Source organism: Spirosoma sordidisoli, from assembly GCF_004138325.1.
Taxonomy (GTDB): Bacteria; Bacteroidota; Bacteroidia; order Cytophagales; family Spirosomataceae; genus Spirosoma; species Spirosoma sordidisoli.
This window is the reverse complement of sequence record NZ_SBLB01000001.1, coordinates 1,657,453-1,670,930: the sequence shown is the minus strand read 5'-3', so window position 1 is coordinate 1,670,930 and position 13,478 is coordinate 1,657,453. Positions and strand designations below refer to the sequence as shown.

At 56.5% G+C, this 13,478-nt stretch carries 13 protein-coding genes; 3 read left to right on the top strand and 10 right to left on the bottom strand.

Annotation, left to right across the window (positions count from 1 at the left end):
• Positions 1–162 precede the first annotated feature (162 nt).
• Both EQG79_RS07170 and EQG79_RS07165 read left to right on the top strand, forming a co-directional pair.
• Complete coding sequence (locus EQG79_RS07170; RefSeq protein ID WP_129600913.1) at positions 163–1,560, top strand: sigma-54-dependent transcriptional regulator; 1,398 nt, start codon at positions 163–165, stop codon at positions 1,558–1,560.
• On the top strand, positions 1,538–2,944 hold the full coding sequence (locus EQG79_RS07165; protein ID WP_317126238.1) for a sensor histidine kinase: 1,407 nt from the start codon (positions 1,538–1,540) through the stop codon (positions 2,942–2,944). The genes EQG79_RS07170 and EQG79_RS07165 overlap by 23 nt, the downstream gene beginning before the upstream one ends.
• On the opposite strand, the gene EQG79_RS07160 is transcribed toward EQG79_RS07165, so the two are convergent.
• The 10 genes from EQG79_RS07160 to EQG79_RS07115 form a co-directional block, all read right to left on the bottom strand.
• Positions 2,941–3,729: a DUF3108 domain-containing protein gene (locus EQG79_RS07160; protein ID WP_077920781.1), complete on the bottom strand. Its 789-nt coding sequence runs from the start codon at positions 3,727–3,729 to the stop codon at positions 2,941–2,943. The two genes, EQG79_RS07165 and EQG79_RS07160, sit on opposite strands and share 4 nt — an antisense overlap.
• A gap of 30 nt (positions 3,730–3,759) precedes the next feature.
• Complete coding sequence (locus EQG79_RS07155; protein ID WP_129600911.1) at positions 3,760–4,806, bottom strand: aminopeptidase; 1,047 nt, start codon at positions 4,804–4,806, stop codon at positions 3,760–3,762.
• A gap of 89 nt (positions 4,807–4,895) precedes the next feature.
• Positions 4,896–6,179, bottom strand: a complete 1,284-nt coding sequence (locus EQG79_RS07150) for a serine hydrolase domain-containing protein (protein WP_129600909.1) — start codon at positions 6,177–6,179, stop codon at positions 4,896–4,898.
• A 71-nt stretch (positions 6,180–6,250) separates the two neighbouring features.
• Positions 6,251–6,817 (bottom strand): GNAT family N-acetyltransferase, encoded by a 567-nt coding sequence (locus tag EQG79_RS07145; protein WP_129600907.1) that lies wholly within the window; start codon positions 6,815–6,817, stop codon positions 6,251–6,253.
• Positions 6,814–7,494 carry a lysoplasmalogenase gene (locus EQG79_RS07140; RefSeq protein ID WP_129600905.1) on the bottom strand — a complete coding sequence of 227 codons (681 nt, stop codon included), beginning with the start codon at positions 7,492–7,494 and terminating at the stop codon, positions 6,814–6,816. The genes EQG79_RS07145 and EQG79_RS07140 overlap by 4 nt, the downstream gene beginning before the upstream one ends.
• Positions 7,491–8,606: a mandelate racemase/muconate lactonizing enzyme family protein gene (locus EQG79_RS07135; RefSeq protein WP_129600903.1), complete on the bottom strand. Its 1,116-nt coding sequence runs from the start codon at positions 8,604–8,606 to the stop codon at positions 7,491–7,493. Before EQG79_RS07135 ends, EQG79_RS07140 begins: the two co-directional genes overlap by 4 nt.
• A 10-nt stretch (positions 8,607–8,616) precedes the next feature.
• The gene (locus EQG79_RS07130; RefSeq protein ID WP_077920787.1) at positions 8,617–9,324 is read right to left on the bottom strand and encodes a thioredoxin domain-containing protein; all 708 of its coding nucleotides are present in this window, start codon (positions 9,322–9,324) and stop codon (positions 8,617–8,619) included.
• 60 nt (positions 9,325–9,384) lie between these two features.
• Positions 9,385–10,494 carry an amidohydrolase family protein gene (locus tag EQG79_RS07125; protein ID WP_129601159.1) on the bottom strand — a complete coding sequence of 370 codons (1,110 nt, stop codon included), beginning with the start codon at positions 10,492–10,494 and terminating at the stop codon, positions 9,385–9,387.
• A gap of 49 nt (positions 10,495–10,543) precedes the next feature.
• Complete coding sequence (gene ispF, locus EQG79_RS07120; RefSeq protein ID WP_077920791.1) at positions 10,544–11,020, bottom strand: 2-C-methyl-D-erythritol 2,4-cyclodiphosphate synthase; 477 nt, start codon at positions 11,018–11,020, stop codon at positions 10,544–10,546.
• The gene (locus EQG79_RS07115; protein WP_129600901.1) at positions 11,017–12,252 is read right to left on the bottom strand and encodes a M16 family metallopeptidase; all 1,236 of its coding nucleotides are present in this window, start codon (positions 12,250–12,252) and stop codon (positions 11,017–11,019) included. Before EQG79_RS07115 ends, ispF begins: the two co-directional genes overlap by 4 nt.
• A gap of 88 nt (positions 12,253–12,340) precedes the next feature.
• Between EQG79_RS07115 and EQG79_RS07110 the strand changes: the two genes are divergently transcribed.
• A complete protein-coding gene (locus EQG79_RS07110; RefSeq protein ID WP_240699292.1) occupies positions 12,341–13,465 on the top strand; it encodes a tetratricopeptide repeat protein in 1,125 nt (374 codons plus the stop codon).
• The last annotated feature ends 13 nt before the right edge of the window (positions 13,466–13,478 follow it).

The following is a 13,478-nucleotide window of genomic DNA, read 5'->3' as shown; positions in this document are numbered from 1 at the left end:
AGAGCTATTGATTGATTAGTGAAGAATGGTCAACGTGAATTATGGGTACTCTCCAGCCCGCAAAGAGCGCCATTTACCGTTAAACACCCCACTATGACACTGCAATCATTGGAATAAAAGCATTCCGATTTTGCTGAAATCAATTCGTTCTCAACGATTTATATGCTCCTCATTATCGACGACGATAGCGCTGTTCAAACGTCTTTGTCTTTGTTGTTTCGCAAGGCAGGCTTCGCTGTGCGCGTGGCCGATGGCCCGTTCGAAACGCGGGAGGTGCTGGAGCAGGAGGTTCCCGAAGCGATTCTGCTCGACATGAATTTTTCGGTCGATACGTCGGGCGATGATGGGCTGCGGCTCCTGCGGTACATCCGGGAGCGCGTACCGGGCGTGCCGGTCATCCTGATTACGGGCTGGGGCAGTATCGACCTGGCCGTAGCCGGTATGAAAGCCGGGGCCAGCGATTTTATTACCAAGCCGTGGCAAAATGACCACCTGCTTCAGTCTGTTCAGACGTCGCTGCAGCTGGCCGGTACCGGTCGTTCTGGGGGCGAGCCGGTCTCGGCGGGCCGGCGTCAGCTGGACGAGCGGTTTCAGTTCGATACGATTGTGGGTGAAGACCCCCGGCTGCTCGAGGTGCTGGAGACCATTGGGCGGGTAGCCCCAACGGATGCGCCGGTCCTGATCACGGGCGAGAGCGGTACGGGCAAGGAACTGATCGCCGAAGCTATCCATCAGAACAGCCGGCGAAAGCGACAGCCGTTCATTAAAGTCAACCTGGGCGGTATATCGAGCACCCTGTTCGAGAGCGAACTATTCGGTCATGTGCGGGGTGCCTTCACCGATGCACGGTCCGACCGGGTGGGTCGGTTCGAGCTGGCCCACAAAGGCAGCATTTTTCTGGATGAGATCGGCGACCTCGACCCGGCCGCCCAGGTCAAGCTGTTGCGGGTATTGCAGGACCGGACATTTGAACCGCTTGGCAGCAGCAAGACCCGAACCGTTGACGTGCGCGTCATCTGCGCCACCAACCGTAACCTCGAAGAAATGGTCAGCCAGGGCCTGTTTCGTGAGGATCTGTACTACCGGATCAACCTGATTACCGTACGGCTTCCGGCCCTGCGTGAGCGCCCGGCCGATATTCCAAAACTGGTGGCGTTCTTTATCAACAACCTGAAAACGCTCTATAACCGACCCGCCTTACAGGTCGGCAAGGACACGCTGCAGTGGCTGAAAGGCTTGTCGTTGCCCGGCAACATCCGCCAGTTGAAAAACATTGTGGAACGGGCAGTGCTCCTGGCCCCCGCCGACACCCTGACCGTAGCTGATTTCGAGAAGCACGTTACCCCGCTGGGTTCGCGCCCGGCGGGTCTGGCAGCGAATGCTGGCATGCCGGCCGTAGGAACGATGACACTCGAGGAGATGGAGTTTCAGATGATTCAGCGGGCTATGGCTTTTCATAATAACCGGGTCGCCAACGTGGCCCGGGCGCTGGGTATCACCCGGTTTGCTCTCTACCGCCGACTCGAAAAGTACGGCATTGCCTACAATACCGACGATTAAAGGCCATAACCAGCGGCAGTCGGGCCCGTACCGATCCGGGCTGGTACCGGGTATATTGCCCGCCCTGGCTCGTTTAGACGATATGCACCTCAATTTTCAAACGCGTTACCTGCTTTATATGCTGGCCGTTCATGCGGTGCTGGTCGGGCTGGTATTTCAGTTGCTGAAAGAGCATAAAATCCTGTTCATTGCGTCCGAAGTATTCATTATCCTGTCGCTCTACGTGGCCATTCGCCTGTATCGCACCTTCCAGCAACCATCGGCTTTTATCGCGTCGGGTATCGAGGCCATTCGTGAAAAAGACTTTACCATCAAGTTCGTTCCGACGGGCAATGAAGAGGTCGATGAGCTCATCCAGGTGTATAACCTGATGATCGATCAACTGCGTCACGAACGGACGCGGCAGGCCGAGCAGCAGTTCTTCCTGAACAAACTGATCGACGCGTCGCCGATTGCCCTACTTATTTTCGACTTCGATGAACGCGTATCGGCCCTCAACCCGAAGGCCCGTCAGCTGCTGAAGGTATCGGATTACGACCTGCTGGCTAAACCGCTGTCGGCCACGGGCCATCCGTTGCTGACCCAACTGGGCGCCCTGCCTCCCGATCAGCCGCATACGATCAAACTGGCCGGAGTAGAAACCTACCGGGCCATGCGCGGGAAGTTCATCGACCGGGGGTTCGAGCGGCAGTTTCTGTTCATTGAAGAACTAACGGCCGAGATCGTCGAGACCGAGAAAAAGGCCTACGGGAAGGTGATCCGCATGATGGCGCACGAGGTCAATAACTCCATCGGCGCCGTTAATTCTATTCTAACCATTGCCGAACCCGAAATTTCGGATGCCGACATCCGGCAGGCGGTGCGCGTCGCCATCGAGCGAAACGACCGGCTGAACCTGTTCATGCGCCGGTTTGCCGACGTAGTACGGCTGCCGGTTCCCAGCCCGGTGCGGTCCGACGTGGCTGAACTGGTTCAGAATGTGGTGCGGCTGATGCAGCCACAGGCCCAAAAACGGGGGGTTAGCCTGTCGGCGGTTGCACCCGACAGGCCGGTCTACGCGCCGATCGATGTCGGACAGCTGGAGCAGGTGCTGGTCAACGTGATTAAAAATGCGCTGGAAGCCTGCCAGCCGGGGCAGGTCGTTAAACTGCGACTAACCGATCAGCAGGTACAGATTCGAAACAACGGGCAACCCATTTCGGCTTCGGTAGCGGCTGATCTGTTCAACCCGTTTTTCAGCACCAAAGCCGACGGGCAGGGTATTGGCCTGACGCTCACGCGGGAGATTCTGCTCAACCACGGATTTCCGTTTTCGCTCCGTACCGACTCCGACGGTTGGACGGTCTTTCAGATTAGCTGGAACAGGCTTTTGCCAGTGGCCTAGAAGAAGCGTAAGGGCTGTTTGAGACCGCTGTTCTGGCGCAGATCCATCACCATAGACCCCACCCACAGATCTACCTCAACTTTGACAGGTACTTTGTTGGTATCGTCGGACACAAAAATCCGGATCGACTCTTCGTCTTTAAAGAGCTTGTTCTGGGGCAATACCGGGTTGAGCCGGATCACGTTGATTTTGCCCTGTTTGGTTTTAACGACCGTTTTGCCCCGATACCGCACCTTCATGTTATAGACCGTATCGTCGTAGAAAGCGGGTACTTCGAGCACCTGCCCGTTCGCCATGTGGTTGAAGTCGATCGTCCGCAGGAAATAGTAGCCGCTGATGAAGTCGTGTACATTATCGGGTACCTTAAAGGTATCGCGCTCGGTCCGCTCTTCCGCTTTTACCGTATTGGCTGCGTGGTTGAACGTAATGTTTTCTTCCTTGCGGTAGCTGTTTTCCTGAAGGCTGGTATAGAATTTCTGGGGCAGGATGGCCGACGTATCGATATACGACCGCCAGGTATCGCGGATCCGTGTAACGAGGTCAAACGCCCCTACGGTCCGCCCGTCAACGTTGACGCGGTAGCAGGCGCGGTCGTTTACTTTGTACAGGGTTGGACTAACGTCTACGATGGCTTCGGCAGCGTTCAGAAACCCGTAGTGAACCCGGTACTCCAGATGTTCGCCCGGCCCAAAGCTCGTGTTGACCACACGCCGGTAGCTATTCAGTGCTGTAAAGCCCGTTGCCAGCACCGAAATAACACCAAGACCAATCAAATACTTCTTCATAGCAACAACAGCCCGTTGGCCGGACCTCACTTACAAAGATGGATAGGTTTGTTTCAGGTATGTCAGATACCGCCCGAAATCGCTGTTGAACTGGCTTTCAAACTCCTGCCGGAACCGATTCTGCTGTTTCCGGTAGGTGAGGTAGCCAATAAAATACGCATTATTCGGTAGGTTTAGTTTGCTCAATTGTCTCTTTTTTACTGAACGAACGCCTGAAAGACTTCGCTCATCAGTCAATGTATCCGCCGAACTGACGATTTGCCGGATCATTTTCCACTTCAATGAATCTTTGACTGTCTCGGCCGTCTGGGGTTTAAACGTCCCGTACAGGCTGTCGAGCGCCTGGGTACCTCTCAGTACGTGATCGTCGTAGCGCTCGTAGTACACTTTTGATGCCAGATAGTCTTTATAAATAGTAGAGTTAACGCCGTACTTCCGGGCCAGAAATCGCTGGGCACCGTACTCGCCCACAAAATCGGCCAGGTTTTCGTTGTACTCCAGGTTATCTTTCACAAAGAGCGTGCCGTGAGTAAGCTCGTGAATGATCAGTTCAGCGAGGCTACCTTCCGTTCGGGAGAGCATATTCGACAGGATAGGTTCTTTAAAAAATCCTAATGTCGAGTAGGCCGCTACTTCACTGATTCGGGTATCGTACCCTTGCTTTCGTAAGGCCGTATCCGCTTCTGTGAGCCGGTCGCGGTCGAAAAAGCCTTTATACGAAAACGTGCCCAATATCGGAATGTGATATTCGACCGGTACAAGCCTGTATTTTTCAGATCCAATCAGCATCCACATCAGCGGCTGGCCTTTCAGATCGTAAAACGATTCGTAACTGCCCGATGGATCGAGCCGCAACGAATCAATGGCAAAACGCTTGATTTCGCGGATAAGTTCTATTTTCTGTTTCAACGAGTCGGGGTAGGCCGGGTTGGCCAGCACCTCCGCTACCGGTTGGGTGTTGAGCATGATTCGGAGCTGACCTCTGGCCTGCCTGTAGCCATAGCTGACATACTCCCACTGCCAGACCAGCAGAACGGCCAGTACCCCCACTACGATAAGAGCAATTTTTTTACGCATCGGTTGGAAAAAGATAAGGGCAAAAATACCTGTCTCCAATGCTTTTCTGTCAAGTCCCGTCAACTGGCCATACGAAATCTATTCCAGATCTATTCCAGGGCCTGATAAACGGCGGTGCGGAACTTGCGGACGAAGTCGCTGTAGTGGGCGTAGGGTTGAACGTTGGTGAAAACGAGCAGAATCAGTTCTTCTTTGGGGTCGATGGTAAACTCCGAACAATACATACCTCCCCAGGTGTACGAACCCGGCGTAGACTGATCGCCATAGTGGGTGCCTTCGGTAATGAGCTGGAACCCCAGCCCGAACTTATCGCGCCGATCCCAGACCTCGGCCGCGCCGATCTGATTACGAACCATCATCTCAACGGTTTTCCGACCCAGGATGCGCCGGTTGTTGAACGTGCCGCCGTTGAGCAGCATCTGGCAGAACCGGGCGTAGTCTTCTACGGTGCTGACCAGGCCCGCACCACCCGAGAAATAGGTCCTAGCTCCCGAAACGGCATACTGCCGGTAGGTTTCATTTGGGTGCAGCACCAGCGGTTTATCGGCACTGCCTTTGTCGTACAGTTCAACCAGGCGACTGCTCTTGCCGGGCGGGAGGTAGAAATAGGTGTCGGTCATACCCAGCGGGTCGAGTACCCGTTCGCGCAGGACGACATCGAGGGGTTTGTTGGCCAGCACCTCAACCAGCCGCCCAATGATGTCGGTGTTGAGGCCGTAAACGAAGCCTTTGCCGGTCGAGTCGGTGCCGGGGTCGTTGAGCAGGGGGCGGGCCGCGAGCCGGTTTATGGCGTCTTCGAGTTTGTCGGGCGCAGTCGAGTTGAAGAACGGCACCCTGAACTCCGGTCGCTGATCGAGGGGATGTTCGTAAGGAATACCGGCGTTGTGGCTCAGCAGCTGGCGAATGGTAATCTCACTCCGGGCCGGCCGGGTCTCGTAGCTGCCACCGGTGGGGTTTTTGCGGTCGTACCGAACCAGTACCTTAGGATTCTTAAACGCCGGTATGTACTTGCTGATGGGATCATCGAGCAGAAACCGTTCCTCTTCAAACAGTGTCATCAGCGCTACCGTCGTAATGGCTTTTGACTGCGAAGCAATGCGGTAGATGTCGTCGCGTTTGAGGGGCGTCTTCTTCTCCAGGTTGCTGTACCCGAACGCTTTGTAATGAACCACTTTACCCCGACGGGCCACGAACGTAACCGCATTGGGGGCAATACCCTGGTCAACTAACCCTTGCAGGAAGGTGTCGAGCCGCTTGAGCCGCTCAGCCGAGAAACCAGCCTCGGTGGGTGTGCGGGCGGGGGTAAAAACCTGTGGTCGGGTCTGAGCGAGCAGGGTAGTCGTTACGAGCAGGAACGGAAGAACGAAACGCATGGAACAGGCCAATAAATCGGTGAAAGGGGTCTTACCAGGAAAGAACGCGGGCCGGGTTTGTTTCTACCCACTCAGCCCGGCAACTGCCAGTCCCACACGACAACGATCCAGGTTTCGCCCGCGCCGGGTTCGTAGAACTGGTGAACAGGGTGGAACCCCACACGTTCATGCGCGCGGAAGGAGCGGGTATTCCGAATCGAGATGTCGGTAATGAGCATCCGGTAGCGGTGGCTGTACATAGCCCGGTGGTGCTCGTAAAGCCGGTCGAAAATACCCTGGCCGCGGTGAGTGTCAGCCACGCAAACCTGCCCCATCACGTAATAGGGGTACTGACTCAGCAGCTGCCCCTCGTAGGTCAGCGAGTAGATCTGGTCGAAGAGAGAGCCCAGCTCCGGTATGAACGCACGTGTCTCGGGCGCCGAGGTAATGGCGTAACCCACAATCTGGTCGCCATCTTTGGCTACAACGCTCGGGGCCACGGCGTGCATCTGCTGCATCTGGTCGAGGCTATACTGAAGGGTGACGAAGCCCTGGTTGGCCTGCACATCGGCCGGTAGGTGGCGGACAAGGTTTTTTTGTTGCAGGGCCAGTATGCCGCGCAGGTCGTCATCTGTCTGAGCTAGTGTAATAGTAATCATTGGGTGGGGTGAATATGGGTAACGATCAGGTATTGGGCCGCTGCGTACGTACTCATAATGAATACAGTGGCTCCGGCAAAAGGCGTTAGGAAGGCATTGACCGCAATGGCCGAGTCTGACGCCATGAACAGCAGCGCCCCGATCAATACGGGGCCGTAGCCCGGCTGTCCCCGGCGTAGCGCAGCCAGCAGGCCCATGGTGCTGATACAAACAATATAAACAACAACCGGGGTCCAGAGGCCGTTCAGGGCGGGGGTGGTTCGGAACGTCGGCTGCAGAATCAGCAGAAAAATGCCTGCGTAGACGACGAACGGCAGCGCCAGCAGACCAGCCGTCGGTAGCGAAACGGACTGCCCTGCTCCCCGCATTCGGAACACAACGCAGTAGCCGAGTTGCATGATCAGAAACGAAGCCAGCCCGAGGCCAAACAGATCGACTTCCCGGATCATCAGGAACACATCGCCCAGTAACGCAAAAACGAGACTAATACGCAAGATTGTCATCGGTAGTCCGCCAACCCGCCGGTGCCGCCATGACCAGGCCAGTAGCAGCCCAACAATGAGCGGCTTGCTGATGTAGTGCAGCCACCGGATCGGCGCCAGATCGCCCACCAGCTCCAGCCCGGTGACGAGGGCGAAAAGCAGCGCAAACCGGCGGTCAGGCGGGATGGTATTCATAAGGCCGTACTGCTGCTGATGGCGATTGTTTCCAGCCTGCTCAGAAACGCGGGGTCAACCTCTGCACCGATACCGGGCGCGTCAGACAGCTCGATCTGGTAGCCCCGGTATACGATACCGCCCTGTACGGGGTCGATAGCATGCTCAAAACAGGCGTCGAGGTCACAGAAACGAACGTTTTGCCGGGCTGCTGCGAAGTGCGCGTTGGCCGTAAGCGCCAGCCGTGACTCCGACATACAGCCAATCATGCAGGCAATGCCGCTGGCTTCGGCAATGGCATTAATGGCCAGCGCGTCAAAGATTCCTCCGCTTTTGGCCAGTTTGATGTTGAAATAATCGACCGCTTCATCCCGAACGAGCCGGATGGCGTCGGTAGCATCGAACAGGCTTTCGTCGGCCATGAGCGGTACCGGCGAACAGCGCCGAATCTGTCGCAGACCTGCAATGTCGTGTCGCCGGATGGGCTGTTCGCAATATTGTACGTTCCAGCCGCCGATGGCTCGCAGGACGGCCTGGGCGGTAACCACGTCCCAGCCCTGGTTGGCGTCGGTCCGGATGGGGGTAGTGTCGCCAATGGCGGTCCGGATGGCTTCTACCCGACGGATGTCGTCGACCCGGCTGGTACCGAGTTTGACCTTGATTGCTTCGCCCCCATTGGCCTGAATCCGCAACGCGTCGTCGACCATGCGTTCGGGGGTGTTGATATAGATCGTTTCGTCCGTGACCAGCGAGCGCCGGGAGCCACCCAGAAATTGGTACAGCGGCATGTTGGCGGCTTTAGCAGCCAGGTCATACAGGGCCATGTCGAAGGCCGATCGGGTGGTGACGTGGCCGGGCAGATAGCGCGTCAGTGTGGTTACGCATCCTTCAATATCGAGCGGATTGCGGTTCAGCAGCAGCCGGGCCATATCCTGTGCAGCCGCCATACCCGATGCCTGCGTTTCGCCAACGATCATCCAGAACGGCGACCCTTCGCCCCAGCCTGTCAGCCCGTCGCTGGTCTGAATTTCGACCAGTATATTCCGGGCGCTGTCGATGGTGCCCAGCGAAATAGCAATAGGGGCTTTAAGCGGGATGTTGTAGGCGTAGAGGTTGATTCGGGTAATGATCATTGACGGCGGGTCACAGGTTTTTATCGAGCAGGTCGGTCAGGTAAGCAGCCGATTGAAGGCCGATCAGCCGCTCGGTCAGCTTGCCCTGTTTGAGCAGGAGGAGGGTCGGAATTTCGTCGACCTGATAGGCCTGCATCAGGGCTTTGCTGGCGTCGGCATCGGCTTTAACCACCAGCACTTTACCCGCGTACTGGGTTTGCAGCTGCTCCATGATCGGCATCATTTTCTGGCAGGGCGCACACCAGGGCGCGTAGAAGTCGACCAGGACGAGCCGATTGCTGGCCGATAACGCTTTCAGCTCGGCAGGGGTAACGGCTTTGGCAGTCGGGCTGGCTTTGGCCCCTTCGATCGGTTTCAGTTTGGTGGTCCACTTCAGATAGCCGCCCTGCAACTCATAGACCGATGAAAACCCCTGTTCGCGCATCAGTTTGGCTGCTTCGGCCGAGCGCCCGCCCGAGAGGCAGTAGACATAGACGGGTTTGGTCTTGTCAAGGGCTGTCAGATTCTGTCCGAAAGCGGGGTTCCGGAAATCGAGGTTCGTAGCGCCCGGCAGGTGGCCACCGCCGAATTCACCGGGGGTTCTGACGTCGAGGAGCTGGGCGCCGGGCGTTTTCTTCAGCTGGTGCTCAAAGTCGTCGGTCGACAGGTTCTGCGCCCGGGCGGATAACGGGCCGATCAGGACGAACAGATAGAAAAAACAGTGGCGAAGCAGGGTCATCGGGTTTCCTTTGGTGAATACGACGGTATGACTTGACCTATAGTAACACATCAATGGTACTTATTGCGGAAACTGGCTTTTGTCCAGCCCCGGAATAATCCGCAATGCATTCTTGTAATAGATTTTCTTGAGAATCTCGTCGGGCAGTCCCATGCCGTACATACGCCAGAACGCGTGGTATTTTTTGTGGTAAGGAAAGTACTCGTCGTTGGTTTCAAGCACCCGGAAATAGGTAGCGTATTCGCTCGGCACCCAGCTGTCTTTACCGAACAGAATCCGGTCCTGATACTTCTCGAAGAACTGGCGTGAGGCCCGTGGCTGACGGCCCAGCTCGGCAATGACAGCTCCAATCTCGACGTTCATGTTCGGGAATACCTGCATCAAACTGTCCAGTTTGGCCAGGTCATTGGGGTACCAGCCCATGTGTGCGTTGATGAAGGTCGTTTTGGGGTGCTTCCGAAAAACGTTGTGCTGTTCGGCAATGAGCTTCTCCCAGGGAACGGGGTCATTGGGCGAGCGTTTGCGGCCGGCATGGAGTTTGAGTTCGAGCCAGCGCTCATTATAGCGATCCATCGGGTCCCAGAACGATTTCGGGTCGGCTGTATGGATCAGCACCGGAATGCCCAGCTGTCCGCATTTGGCCCAGATCGGGTCCAGTCGCGGATCATCGACCCGAATGCGCTGGCCTTTTTCATCTTTCACGCTAAAACCCAGCGATTTGTAAATCTTCAGCCCTTTGGCTCCGGCTTTCACGTCGGCCTCGAGCGTTTTTACGGCCTCATCGGTCCAGCCCGCCTTGCCAATGTCATCGAAGTTGATGTTGGAGAACAGGATAAGCCGTTTCGGATTCGTTTTCTGGATATTGGTGGCCGCTGCGGTAAAGAACCGGGTATTTTCGGCTACGTTGCCCCAGCCGCGCCCGCTCAGGTTTACCATCACCTGCATGTTGAGGCTGTCCATCTGGGCCACCAGCGGCCGCAGGTCGGCCTTGTCCATCTGGAACTGATGGTTGTGCACATCGATAAACGGAAACTTGGCGCGGGTCAGCTTATGCTCGGGTACCTTCAGCGTCGATACCGGATCGTACTCCTCGAACCCCAGCGGCATATCGGCCGGTTTCTGAGCCCGCACAATCGGGGCGTTCAGCACAAGGAGGGCGAGGGCAGCCATCAGGTAACGCGGTGGTAGAGTTAGATGGGTCATACTATCGGGGTTCTGGCTATTTATAAATAAGCGCTACGCAGTGGGCGGCTATGCCTTCCTGCCGACCTACGAAGCCGAGGTGCTCGGAGGTGGTTGCTTTGATGGATATATCGTCTTCCGGAATTTGCATGACCCCGGCCAGGCAGGTCTTCATAGCCGGGATGTGCGGGTTTAGCTTCGGCTCCTGCAGCACAACCGTTACGTCGACGTTCGAGACTTCGTACCCCGCTTCCCGCACCATCCGCAGCACTTCGGCCAGCAGCACTTTACTGTCGACGCCTTTCCAGCGCGGGTCTTTATCGGAAAAATGATAACCAATGTTGCGCATGTTGGCGGCCCCCAGCAGGGCGTCGCACAAAACGTGGCAGACAACATCGGCATCTGAATGGCCAAAGGCGCCGTGGGTATGCGGAATCTGAATACCGCCGAGCCAGAACGGATGGCCTGCTACGAGTTTATGGACGTCGTAGCCCTGTCCGACCCGGATTTTCATGCAACGCGGTAATATAAAGTCGAACAATTCTCGGGGCGCAGTACCTGCCGGGCCATCTGCTGCACATCGTCGGGTGTGACGGCCTGAATATGGGCGGCTTCCTGGTTGACCAGTTCGGGATCGCCCGCGTTGGCCGCGTAGGCCAGGTTCATGGCGCGGTTCAGCAACTCGACCTCCGAGAAGGCCAGCGTAGCTTCGGCCTGGTTTTTCACCTTGGTCAGCTCTTCGTCTGGAACAGCCTGATCGATAAACTCCTGAATAACCGACTCAACCGCTGCGTCGGCTTCTTCGAGCGAGATGCCTTCGTTCAGCGTACCCTGTACGACCAGCAGGCCGGGATCGAGCGACGAGGTGATGTACGCGCCTATGTTGCTGAAAAGCGGATTGTCGCGCAGGAGCTGCTGATACAGGCGCGATGATTTACTGCGGCCCAGCATGTCGCTGAGGAGGTCGGTCGTCTGGAAGTTCGGCTCGAAGCGACCCGGCATGTGCCAGGCTTTGTAGAGTGCGTTGAGCGGAACTTTGGCGCTGGTTTCCAGTTTGCGGGCTTCGTGCTGCACCGCTTCCTGCGGGAGCTGCCTGACGTAAGGAGCCCCGGCCGGGATGGGCGCAAACCAGCGGGCGCATAGCTGTTTTACCTCTTCGACGGTTACGTTACCGGCAACGACCAGTACCGCGTTGTTGGGCAGGTAGTAGCGGAAGAAAAAAGACCGTACGTCGTCGAGGGTCGCGTTTTCGATGTGGCTGATGTCTTTGCCAATGGTTGCCCATTGGTATGGATGTTGCTGATAAGCCAGTGGGCGCAACTTCAGCCAGACATCGCCATATGGTTGATTCAGATACCGTTGCTTGAACTCTTCAATGACTACTTTCCGTTGCACCTCCAGCACCTGTGGGTCGAACGATAGGCTCAGCATCCGGTCCGACTCGAGCCAGAAGGCGGTTTCGAGGTTGGCGGCCGGCAGCGTGATATAATAGTTCGTGATATCGGGGCTGGTAAAAGCATTGTTTTCGCCCCCTACGCGTTGCAGCGGCTCGTCGTAGCTCGGGATGTGTTGCGAACCGCCGAACATCAGGTGCTCGAACAGGTGCGCAAATCCGGTCCGGCCGGGATCTTCGTCGCGCGAGCCGACGTTGTAAAGTATATTGACCGCGGCCAGGGGAGTGGTGGCGTCTTCATGGACAAACACCCGGAGGCCGTTGTCCAGCGTAAACTGTTCGTACTGAATCATGAATGAAAACTTTTGCGTATAGCCCTCGTTAGATAATACGCACTCAACAAAAGTACGGTTCCGGCCGTACAGAATCAACCGCTATACGTTGACACCGTTCACTGTACATTTTCGCTTCTTCATTGGGCTCCTGCTGCTGGTTTTGCCCGGACTGGCTCCGGCCCAGGTGCTGACCGACCCGGCTGCTCAGCAAACCGTTCAGCGCGTGCTGGACAATATCTATAGCATGGAGTTTACCCAGGCTGATGAACAGATCCGGCAGATTCGCGCCCGCTATCCGCAGCATCCGATCGGGCCTATTCTGCTGGCTACCAAGCTGGAACTGCAATTCGTGCCCATTCACGAGAACCCGGCGGCTAAAGCTCAGTTCATACAAGCGGTTGGTCAGGGTCTCGACCTGTCGAAGCGCCTGCTCGACCGAAACGATAAGGATCCGGAAGGTATTTTCTTTGCGCTGACGGCGCACAGCTACCTGGCCGCGCTGTATAACAACCAGAATGAAACGATTAAGGCCGTTGGGGAGTCGCGCAAATCGTACGGGTATCTGAAAGATGGTTTCCGGCTCATGGACAAAAACCCCGACTTTTATTTTACGACGGGTTTGTACAACTATTACGTAGAGCGCTACCCCATCGATCATCCGGTTGTGCGGCCGTTTATGGTATTTTTCGATGACGGCGATATGGCCCTGGGCCTGAAGCAGATGGAGATTGCTGCCAAACGGGCGCTGTTCATGCGGGCCGGTGCCAACTATTACCTGGCGCATGTGCTCCTGAAACACGAAACCCAGCCGGGCCGGGCGGTTGTGTTTACCAAATATCTGGCCGATAAATACCCAAATAACCCGCTGTTCGGGATGATCAACGCCGAAGCCCTGTTGCTGGCTGGTCGCTATGCCGAAGCGCGGCCCTATGTACAGCGCCTGAAGCAGATGAGCAACCGGCAGTTGCTGCCCCTGGCCGTGTATACGTTCGATGGGATACTGGCCGAGCAGGCCGACCGAGACGATAAAGAAGCGGCCAGCGCGTACCAGGCCGCCCTCCGGCAACCGGTCAATGCGGCCTATACGAAGGAGTATCAGGCCATGGCATATGCCGGTCTGGCCCGCATTGCGGCCCGCAGCAACAACCAGCAAACGGCAAAGCTGTATTACAAAAAGGCGCTGGCCGTAGCGCAGTACAAATCGCTGATCCGGGAGGCCCGGGGCAAGTAAATGCCTTTTCGTA